Origin of the sequence: Microbacterium sp. BF1 (assembly GCF_019279095.1) — a bacterium.
Classification (GTDB): domain Bacteria; phylum Actinomycetota; class Actinomycetes; order Actinomycetales; family Microbacteriaceae; genus Microbacterium; species Microbacterium maritypicum.
Map to the genome: position 1 here is coordinate 1 of NZ_JAGYWT010000055.1, position 8,893 is coordinate 8,893.

The 8,893-nt window shown below is 67.0% G+C and carries 9 protein-coding genes; 5 read left to right on the forward strand and 4 right to left on the reverse strand.

What is annotated here, in order from left to right:
- The 3 genes from KZA10_RS03475 to rfbA all read right to left on the reverse strand — a co-directional run.
- A partial coding sequence (locus KZA10_RS03475) for a dTDP-4-dehydrorhamnose 3,5-epimerase family protein (protein WP_218682181.1) occupies positions 1-453 on the reverse strand: 453 nt, incomplete at its 3' end.
- A 6-nt stretch (positions 454-459) separates the two neighbouring features.
- Positions 460-1,458 (reverse strand): dTDP-glucose 4,6-dehydratase, encoded by a 999-nt coding sequence (rfbB, locus tag KZA10_RS03480; RefSeq protein ID WP_218682182.1) that lies wholly within the window; start codon positions 1,456-1,458, stop codon positions 460-462.
- The gene (gene rfbA / locus KZA10_RS03485) at positions 1,455-2,327 is read right to left on the reverse strand and encodes a glucose-1-phosphate thymidylyltransferase RfbA (protein WP_218682183.1); all 873 of its coding nucleotides are present in this window, start codon (positions 2,325-2,327) and stop codon (positions 1,455-1,457) included. Before rfbA ends, rfbB begins: the two co-directional genes overlap by 4 nt.
- 108 nt (positions 2,328-2,435) lie before the next feature.
- Here rfbA and KZA10_RS03490 point away from each other — a divergent pair, with 108 nt between their 5' ends.
- Genes KZA10_RS03490 through KZA10_RS03505 form a run of 4 tightly spaced genes read left to right on the forward strand, consistent with a single transcriptional unit; the run spans position 2,436 to position 6,568 of the window.
- Positions 2,436-4,499 carry a hypothetical protein gene (locus KZA10_RS03490; protein WP_218682184.1) on the forward strand — a complete coding sequence of 688 codons (2,064 nt, stop codon included), beginning with the start codon at positions 2,436-2,438 and terminating at the stop codon, positions 4,497-4,499.
- A gap of 47 nt (positions 4,500-4,546) precedes the next feature.
- Positions 4,547-5,269 (forward strand): glycosyltransferase family 2 protein, encoded by a 723-nt coding sequence (locus KZA10_RS03495; protein ID WP_218682185.1) that lies wholly within the window; start codon positions 4,547-4,549, stop codon positions 5,267-5,269.
- On the forward strand, positions 5,266-5,679 hold the full coding sequence (locus KZA10_RS03500; RefSeq protein ID WP_218682186.1) for a DUF2304 domain-containing protein: 414 nt from the start codon (positions 5,266-5,268) through the stop codon (positions 5,677-5,679). The genes KZA10_RS03495 and KZA10_RS03500 overlap by 4 nt, the downstream gene beginning before the upstream one ends.
- Positions 5,663-6,568 (forward strand): glycosyltransferase, encoded by a 906-nt coding sequence (locus tag KZA10_RS03505; RefSeq protein WP_218682187.1) that lies wholly within the window; start codon positions 5,663-5,665, stop codon positions 6,566-6,568. Before KZA10_RS03500 ends, KZA10_RS03505 begins: the two co-directional genes overlap by 17 nt.
- Here KZA10_RS03505 and KZA10_RS03510 read toward each other — a convergent pair.
- Entirely contained in the window at positions 6,549-7,556 is a 1,008-nt protein-coding gene (locus KZA10_RS03510; RefSeq protein ID WP_218682188.1) for a glycosyltransferase, read from the reverse strand. The genes KZA10_RS03505 and KZA10_RS03510 overlap by 20 nt on opposite strands.
- Before the next feature lie 239 nt (positions 7,557-7,795).
- Between KZA10_RS03510 and KZA10_RS03515 the strand changes: the two genes are divergently transcribed.
- Positions 7,796-8,893 (forward strand): hypothetical protein (locus tag KZA10_RS03515; protein ID WP_218682189.1); only part of this gene is annotated, 1,098 nt, incomplete at its 3' end.

The window sequence follows — 8,893 nt, forward strand, 5'->3', positions numbered from 1 at the left end:
ATTCAGGAAGGAGTAGGACGCGTCCGCGGACCAGTGGTCGTTGACGAGATACGTGTACGCGGTGTCGGGCTCGAGTGTCTGGTAGGAGTTGCCCACGCCGCGCGGCACGAAGATGGCCTTCGACGCATCGATCTCCGTCGTGAACACCGCGCCGAACGTCGGCCCTTCACGCAGATCGACCCAAGCGCCGAAGATGCGCCCGGTCGCGACCGACACCCACTTGTCCCAGGGTTCGGCGTGGATTCCACGCGTCGTCCCGACCGCGTCGTTGAACGACACGTTGTTCTGGACGGGGCCGAAATCCGGCAGACCCAGCGCCGTCATCTTCTCGCGCTGCCAGTTCTCCTTGAACCACCCGCGCGAGTCCCCGTGGACGGGGAGGTCGAACACGACCAGACCGGGGATCCCGGTCTCGACCCGCGTGAGCTTCTTGCCGAACTCGATCTCGCCCACCGTGTCCTACTGTCCCTTCGTCGCGTAGAAGGCCTCGGTGGCGTCCTTCGACGGTGCCCACCACGCCTCGTTCTCGCGGTACCACTGGATGGTCGCGGCGAGTCCGGACTCGAAGTCCGCGTACTGCGGTGTCCACCCCAGCTCGGTGCGGAGTTTGGTCGAGTCGATGGCGTAGCGCAGGTCGTGGCCGGCGCGATCGGTGACGTGGTCGTAGGCGTCGCGCGGCTGTCCCATCTCTTCGAGGATGAGCTCCACGACGTCCTTGTTGTTGCGCTCGCCGTCCGCGCCGATGAGGTAGGTCTCCCCGATGCGCCCCTTCTCCAGGATCGTGAGCACGGCCGAGGAGTGATCGTTCGCGTGGATCCAGTCGCGGACGTTCTCACCCGCACCGTAGAGCTTGGGGCGGATGCCGCGGATGACGTTCGTGATCTGCCGAGGGATGAACTTCTCGACGTGCTGGTAGGGACCGTAGTTGTTCGAGCAGTTCGAGATCGTGGCCTGCACGCCGAAGGAGCGCACCCAGGCCCGCACCAGGAGATCGCTGCCGGCCTTGGTCGAGGAGTACGGCGACGAAGGGTTGTACGGGGTCTCCTCGGTGAACCGCTCCGGGTCGTCGAGCTCGAGGTCGCCGTACACCTCATCGGTGGAGATGTGGTGGAACCGACGCTCGTGCCGCCGCGCGGCCTCCAGCAGCGTGTAGGTGCCGACGATGTTCGTGTCGAGGAAAGGACGCGGGCTGTGCAGCGAGTTGTCGTTGTGCGATTCCGCGGCGTAGTGGATCACCGCGTCCGCCTCGCCCGTGAGCCGGTCGACGAGCTCCGCATCCGTGATGTCGCCGTGGACGAACTCGACCCGGTTCTCCGGCAGACCGGCGAGCGACTCGCGGTTGCCGGCGTACGTGAGTGCGTCCAGGACGGTCACCGTGTGGTCGGTGTTCTCGACGACATGGTGCACGAAGTTGGATCCGATGAATCCGGCACCTCCCGTCACGAGCAGGCGGGTCATGCTTGTCCTCTCTTGAGAAGGTCCAGAAGGTAGGAGCCGTATCCGCTCTTCACGAGCTTCTCCGCGCGCTCGCGCAGTTCGTCATCGGTCAGGAATCCCTGCCGCCACGCGACCTCCTCCGGCACGCCGATCTTCAGCGAGGTCCGTCGCTCCATCGTGCGGACGTACTCCGCGGCGTCCGTCATCTGATCGAACGTCCCCGTGTCGAGCCAGGCGGTGCCACGAGGGAGCACCTCGACCTGGAGGTCGCCGCGCTCCAGGTAGGCGCGGTTGACGTCGGTGATCTCGTACTCGCCCCGCGCCGAGGGCGCGAGGTTCCGTGCGATCTCGACGACGTCGTTGTCGTAGAAGTAGAGCCCGGGAACCGCGTAGTTGCTCTTGGGGTGCGCCGGCTTCTCCTCGAGGGAGACGGCCGTGCCATCGACGTCGAACTCGACGACGCCGTAGGCCTCCGGCTCGGCGACCCAGTACGCGAAGATCGCTCCTCCCGCGATGTCGCCGAAGCGCTGCAGCTTGTTGCCCAGGCCGGGGCCGTAGAGCAGGTTGTCTCCGAGCACCAGGGCGACGCTGTCATCGCCGATGAAGTCCGCACCGATGGTGAACGCCTGGGCGAGACCGTCCGGTGAGGGCTGCTGCGCGAACGTGAGGTTGATCCCGAACTGCGACCCGTCACCGAGCAGACGCTCGAAATGCGCGGCATCGTGCGGTGTCGTGATCACCAGGATGTCGCGGATGCCGGCGAGCATCAGCGTCGACAGCGGGTAGTACACCATCGGCTTGTCGTAGACGGGGATCAGCTGCTTGGAGACGCCCAGAGTGATCGGGTGCAAACGAGTGCCCGATCCTCCCGCGAGAATAATGCCTTTCACCCCAACATCGTGCCACATCCGGGCTGTGAGCACGGGAGCACGGCATGTTGACTTGCGTCACATCAATCACAGTGGCACCATCTGTAGCTTTCCGCCACAATGGGGTTTGTGACCGGCTCCCCCACCCCACGCCTGCGCGCGCTCCTCTCCAGCGCCGCGGCCATCGTCTTCGCGACGTCTCTCCTCGTCGCGACCCCTGCCCAGGCGACGGCCTCCCCCACCGCGCCCACCTCGACCACAGCCGTCAGCGACGTCGCTGCGGCCCCGCAACCCGTGAAAGCCCTCGTCACCGACGGCTTCCGCGCGGGCAACATCATCTCTGACAGCGTCTTCTACGACACCTCCACGATGTCGGCCGGAGCGATCGACTCGTTCTTCCGCTCCAAGGTGTCGTCCTGCCGCTCCGGATACGTGTGTCTGAAGGACTACCGGCAGAACACTCCGAACCGCGCAGGCGACAAGTACTGCAACGGCTACCAGGGGGCGGGCAACGAATCGGCCGCCACCATCATCTACAAGGTGGCTCAGTCCTGCGGAATCAACCCGCAGGTGTTCATCGTGATGCTGCAGAAGGAGCAGGGGCTCGTCACCCACACGTGGCCCAGCGACTGGCGATACACGATGGCGCTCGGACAGGGGTGCCCCGACACCGCGCCCTGCGACCCTGCCTTCGCCGGGTTCTTCTACCAGATCTACGGCGCCGGCCGTCAGATGAAGATCTACACCGAGGGCCGCTACTTCACGTACTACGCCCCGGGCAAGACCTGGAACATCCTCTACAACCCGAATGCCGCCTGCGGCCGGGGGCCCGTGTACGTCGAGAACGAGGCCACCTCGGCTCTCTACTACTACACGCCGTACCAGCCCAACGCCGCCGCACTGCGCGCGGGCTACGGAGAGGGCGACGGATGCTCCGCCTACGGCAACCGGAACTTCCACAACTACTTCACCGACTGGTTCGGCAGCACGCACGAGCCCGCCACCCGACTGATCAAGGCGTCGAACGCGAACGAGATCTACCTGTTGGCGGAGTCGCGCAAGTACCACATCACCAACGGCACCGACCTGGCCGCCTACATGTCGCGCCTCGGCTGGTACCAGACGGTCTCGCCGGAGTACGTCGCCTCGGTCCCGAACGCGACCACCGCGACGCGATTCGTGCGGGACTCGGGCGACGGCGGCATGTACCTGCTCGAGCCGGACGGCTCGAAGCATCACTTCACGGCGGCCGACGTCGTGACCCGGTTCGGCTTCAACATGGCGGTGTACACCTCCCTGCCCCCCGGCCTGGTCGCGAAGTTCCCGACGGGCCCCGCGGTCGGCACGTCGTTCAAGTCCGAGGACGCTGACGCCTACTACCGGTGGGAGAACGGTACGCGGCGCCACATCATCAATGGAGTCGCCTGGGCCCAGCTTCCTGCGGGCGAACGCTCGTACGTGGCCACCCTCCCTGCAGCGAACGTCGCGGCCATTCCGGCCGGTCCGTCGATCCTGCCCGTGCGCACGCTTGTGCGGGAGCAGGGGTCGCCCGACGTGTTCCTCACGGGTGCGGGTGCGGAGATCGCTCACATTCCCACGTGGGGAGTGGCGTTCGACGCCGGTGTGACCGCGACGACGCTACTTCCGGACGGTTCCCTCTCCCTGAATCCACGTGTGCAGGGTGTGCTGTCCCCGTTCGTCGTCTGCGACGGTGCGACGTACGCGGTCAATGGCGGAGGCGTGACGCACGTCCTCACCCCGCCGGCGGGCGCGCCGACCGTCTCACTCCCGGCTTCGATCTGCTCAACGCTCCCCGTCACCGGGAACAGCATTCCCGAAGCGTTGTTCGCCAAGACGCCGGGGGCAGATCCCGTCTATCTCATCTCCGGCTCGCAGCTTCGCCATGTGCGAAGCCAGCAGCGGCTTCAAGAGGCGAGCAACGGTCGGGTGTTGACATTCCTGAGCTGGTCCGCGGACACCCGCAGGGCTTTCACCGTCGGCCCGGCGCTGCTCGCGGACAGAACCTTCGTGAGCTTCGGCAGCGCCGAGACCTACTACGTCGAGAACGGCGCGCTGCGCCACGTGCAGTCGGTCGCCACGCTGATCCGCCTGGCGAGCCCGGCCTGGCCGTCCGTGGAGACGCTCCCCGCCGAATGGCGCGCCGCCTACACGATGGGCTCGCCGATCCCCTGAGCCGGCGGCTCGTCAGGAATCACCCGAGCGGCCTCTAGACTTGATCCATGGGTTCGGTGAGTGAAGATCTGCTGGTCATCGTGCCCGCGTGGAACGAAGAAGGGAACGTGGGCTCGACCGTGAGCGAGATCCTCGCGGCGATTCCCGATGCCGACATCCTCGTCGTCGACGACGGTTCGCTGGATGCCACCGGTGCGGTCGCTCGTGACGCCGGGGCCGCGGTACTGACCCTCCCCTACAACATGGGTGTCGGCGGCGCGATGCGCGCCGGCTACGCGTACGCCCAGCGAAACGGCTATCGCGCCGCTATCCAGGTCGACGCCGACGGCCAGCACAACCCCGTCGACATCATGCGCGTGCTCGAGGGGCTGGACGACGCCGACATCTCGATCGGCGCGCGATTCGCCGAGGTGGGGACATACGCGGCCAAGGGCCCCCGGCGGTGGGCCATGGTGTTCCTCGCGAGCATGATCTCCCGGATCGCCCGTACCCGGCTGACCGACGTGACGAGCGGCTTCCGTGCGGCGAACCGTCGCGCGATCGATCAGTACGTCGCCTACTACCCCGCCGAGTATCTCGGAGACACCATCGACAGCCTCGTCGCCGCGGTGCACGCCGGACTCACGGTCACGCAGGTGCCGGTGGCCATGCGAGCGAGGATGTCCGGGAACCCCAGCCAGGGCTTCACCGGTTCGGCGGTGTACCTCGCCCGCTCGATCTTCGCTCTGAGCCTGTCCGTCGTCCGCCGTCCGATCAGGGGGCGCGCATGATCTCCTTCGGCGCACTCGCCCTCGGTCTCGTCATCGTCGTCTCGGTGACCGTCCTCCTCCTCCGCCGCCAACTCCGCGAGAAGTATGCGGTGCTCTGGCTGGCCATCGGTCTCGCCGCGCTCCTCCTCGGCATCTTCCCTCAGGCCCTCGCCTGGCTGACGAGGACGCTGGGTTTCCAGCTTCCCGCAAACCTGATCTTCACCTTGGCCATCGGCCTCCTCCTCGCCGTCACGCTGCACCTGTCGTGGGAGCTCACCCGCACCGAGGAGCGTCTGCGCCGCCTCGCGGAGGAAGCCGCGATCACCCGCCTGAACCAGGAGCAGCTCCTGAAGGACGTCGCCGCGCTGCGCCGTCAGCTCGATGCCCGCTCGAAGGCGGACGACGATCGCGAACATGGCGCCGCCGACTGACGTCGCGGTGGTCTTCACCACTTTCCACCCCTCCGAGGCCCTTCTCGACGTCGTCCGATCGCTGTCCGCGGACTTCCCGATCGTGGTCGTCGATGACGGAACGGACGGGCCGACCCCAGTGCTCGATGCCGCAGAGGAGCTCGGAGCACAGGTCATCAGGCAGCCCGAGAACCGCGGCATCGCCGCGGCGATCAACGCCGGTCTGCACCGTGCGTTCGACGACGGCAGCCGTTACGCGATCACCTTCGATCAGGACTCCACTCCCGCGCCGGACACCGTGCGCGTGCTGCGTTCGGCATTCACCGCGTTGGACGAGTCGCCGCTGATCGCCGCCGTGGTCCCCGGGCAGTTCGCCGAGGTGAGACAGTCCTCATCCCGCGGCCCCTACCCCGACGCCAGCCGGGTGATCCAGTCGGGCATGATGCTCTCCGCCGGGTCGTTCCGCGCCCTCGGCGACTTCGACGACGCGCTCTTCATCGATCTCGTGGACACGGAGTACGAACTCCGCATCCTGGCCTCCGGACGGCGCATCGTTTCGGCGCCGACACGCATCGGCCACGAGTTGGGACGTACCCTGCGACTCCGGCCGTTCGGGGCTCTTCCCCCGACGGTGACGACGATGGCGAGCACGCCGTTCCGCTACTACTACCGTGCGCGGAATCGAATCATCGTCACTCGCCGCTACTTCCGACGCCTCCCGTTGCGGACGATCCGGGACCTGCTGGTCGACCTCGCCTACTTCGCGGTGATCGCGCTGTCCGCGCGACCTCGCCGTGCGATGGGACATCTCTTGGCGCAGGGCTTCCGCGACGGCCTGCGAGGCCGCGGAGGACGCCTGCCCGCGACGACCGCGACGAGTGCTGCGAAGATCACCTGGTCGACGTCGTAGGAGGCGTGCGTCGTCCGCCGATCAGGCCTCCTGCCGCCCAGCTCGACAGGTACTCCAGGACGAAGCGTCCGGGAACGTGACCCCGCCGTCGCGCATCCCGAAGCAGGCGCCAGGTCGGCCAGAACCGGCGCCTCCTCCCGAACACCGCGACCACCTGGGCCCCGGTTTCCGGGGCTCGCTGCGCGAGCGTCTCCGCCATGAGCTGCCGCCAGCCGACGTAGACGCGGAAGAGCATCCGCAGCATGGCCGGCAGCGAGTCCGAGCCTTCGTAGCGCCGGGTGAAGGAGCGAGCGCTCTCCACGGCCGTGCGGATCGCGCCGAGCCGACCGGACGATTGCATCCGACTCGGGTCCCCGAAGACGTTGGAATCGTGCTGGACGTAGTCCTGCACGACCGTGTCGACGATGCGCGTTCCGCCGGTGGCCCCGGCGAGGACGGCGATCCAGTGATCGTGCGCCGCGGCTCGGGTCGACATGCGCGGGAACGGCACGCTCCGCGCCGCGAGGTCTCCGCGGAGCACGCACAGCGATCCGGTGAACTGGTTGTTCAGAGCGGTCATGATCGGGCCGAGGTCACGTCGATCCGTGTGGCCCGTCGTGACCTCTCCGGGATAGGTGACCAGACGCGCCTGCCCTGAGACGAGCGCGACCTCCTCGAGGTGCGGGATCAACGTCTCGAGCTTCTCGGGGTACCAGTGGTCGTCCTGGTCGCAGAGTGCGACCCAGGCGGCGTCCGGCGAGACCGCGATGAGCCCTCGCTCGAAGTTCAGGTAGAACCCGAGCCTGGTGCCGTCGGCGATGACGCGGAACCGCTCGTCCCCCGCCGCGACCTCGGCCAGCACCCGTCGCACGGTGCCGTCGTCTCCGTCGACCGAGATGATGCACTCCCAGTCCGCGACTGTCTGCGCCTGAAGCGAGCGCAGCTGCCTCGCGAACAGCTCCGGGTTGGGCTCGTAGGCCGCGAGCACGATCGCTCCTCGAACGGGCATGTCCACTATCGTTCCTCGTTCCCAATCCTGCGAGCGCTGTTTGGCCAGTGTAGGCGAGGCACGCGCCCTCTCAGAAGCCGCCTTTCGCATACCGCAGAAAGGACTTCCAGGTACACGCCCTAAGATCGTGAGGTGCCCCCGTTCCCCCCCGCTCCGCGTGAGGTCCCAGCCAGACTGGTCGACACCGCGTTCTGCACCGAGCAGGAGAGGGGCGGCGAAAGCGGATGATGGCGTCACCCGTGATGAACCTGACCCGGCGTCTCGTCGGCTTCTCCGCGCTACCGTTCCTCGCGTCCGTGCTGCCGTTGCTCGCTCTCCCGTTCGTCTCTCGTGCGGCGAGCACGGATGACTGGGCGGCGATGAACATCGGGCTCGGCGTCGGCGCATTCGGTGCCGCGGTGGGCCTGGTCGGCTGGAACATCCTCGGCACTCCTCTCGTGGCGATGGCCGGTTCGCCAGAGGCTCAGCGCACTCTCTACGGGCGTTCTTTCTACATCCGCCTGTTCGCCGTGGCGCTCGCATCCGCGATCAGCGCCATCGTCGCCGTCGCCATCTCTCCTTCCGCCTCGTGGGCACCGGCAGCCGCTTTCGCCGTCGCGAGCGCGCTCAACGGAATCAGCTTGAGCTGGTACGCAGTTGGCGTCGGCTCTCCGCGACTGGTGCTCTTCTACGAGGTAATCCCGCGTGCGGTCGCGACGGTGTTGGCAGTCAGCGTCGTACTCGTCACTGGGAAGGTCGTGTGGTACGGACTGCTGCTCTGCGTATCGATCGTCGTCGGCGTGCTGGCCTTCCAGCTCCGCCTGGAACGGAGGCTGTTCCCCCGGTGGCCGGGTCTCGCGGTGATGAGGGCAGACCTCGGCGACATGCGACACGCGTGGGGTGTGGAATCCGTCGGAAGTCTTTATGCGAACGCACCCATGCCGGTCGCCGGCATCGTCGCCTCCCCTATCGCTGCGGCCGCCTTCGCCTCGAACGACAAGATCTACCGATACGGGATCCTCGGCGTCGGTGCAGCCGGCAACGCGCTGCAGGGATGGGTCCTCGAGACGCGGGAGCGCCAGCGACGAAGGCGCAACCTCATCGCCATCATAATCATGTCCGTCATCGCCGTGATCGGCTGGGCGGTGCTGGCGCTCTTCGGTCCTGCACTGAGCGGTTGGTTGTTCGGTGTCGACAAGCAGGGTGACCCGCTTGCATTCCACTTCTTCGGCGTCGCCTTCATCGGCGTCACGATGTCGACGCCTCTCATCCGGAACATTCTGGTCCCCGCACGCAGAGACCGCCCGGTCTTCGTGGTGACGCTGATCGCCGCGGTCGGCGGAGTTGCATCGATGATC

Coding starts and splice junctions, on each gene's coding strand:
- rfbB (WP_218682182.1), bottom strand. CDS start 1,458: ATGACCCGCCTGCTCGTGACGGGAGGTGCCGGATTCATCGGATCCAAC.
- KZA10_RS03495 (WP_218682185.1), top strand. CDS start 4,547: ATGGGTTCGGTGAGTGAAGATCTGCTGGTCATCGTGCCCGCGTGGAAC.
- KZA10_RS03500 (WP_218682186.1), top strand. CDS start 5,266: ATGATCTCCTTCGGCGCACTCGCCCTCGGTCTCGTCATCGTCGTCTCG.
- KZA10_RS03505 (WP_218682187.1), top strand. CDS start 5,663: ATGGCGCCGCCGACTGACGTCGCGGTGGTCTTCACCACTTTCCACCCC.
- KZA10_RS03510 (WP_218682188.1), bottom strand. CDS start 7,556: ATGCCCGTTCGAGGAGCGATCGTGCTCGCGGCCTACGAGCCCAACCCG.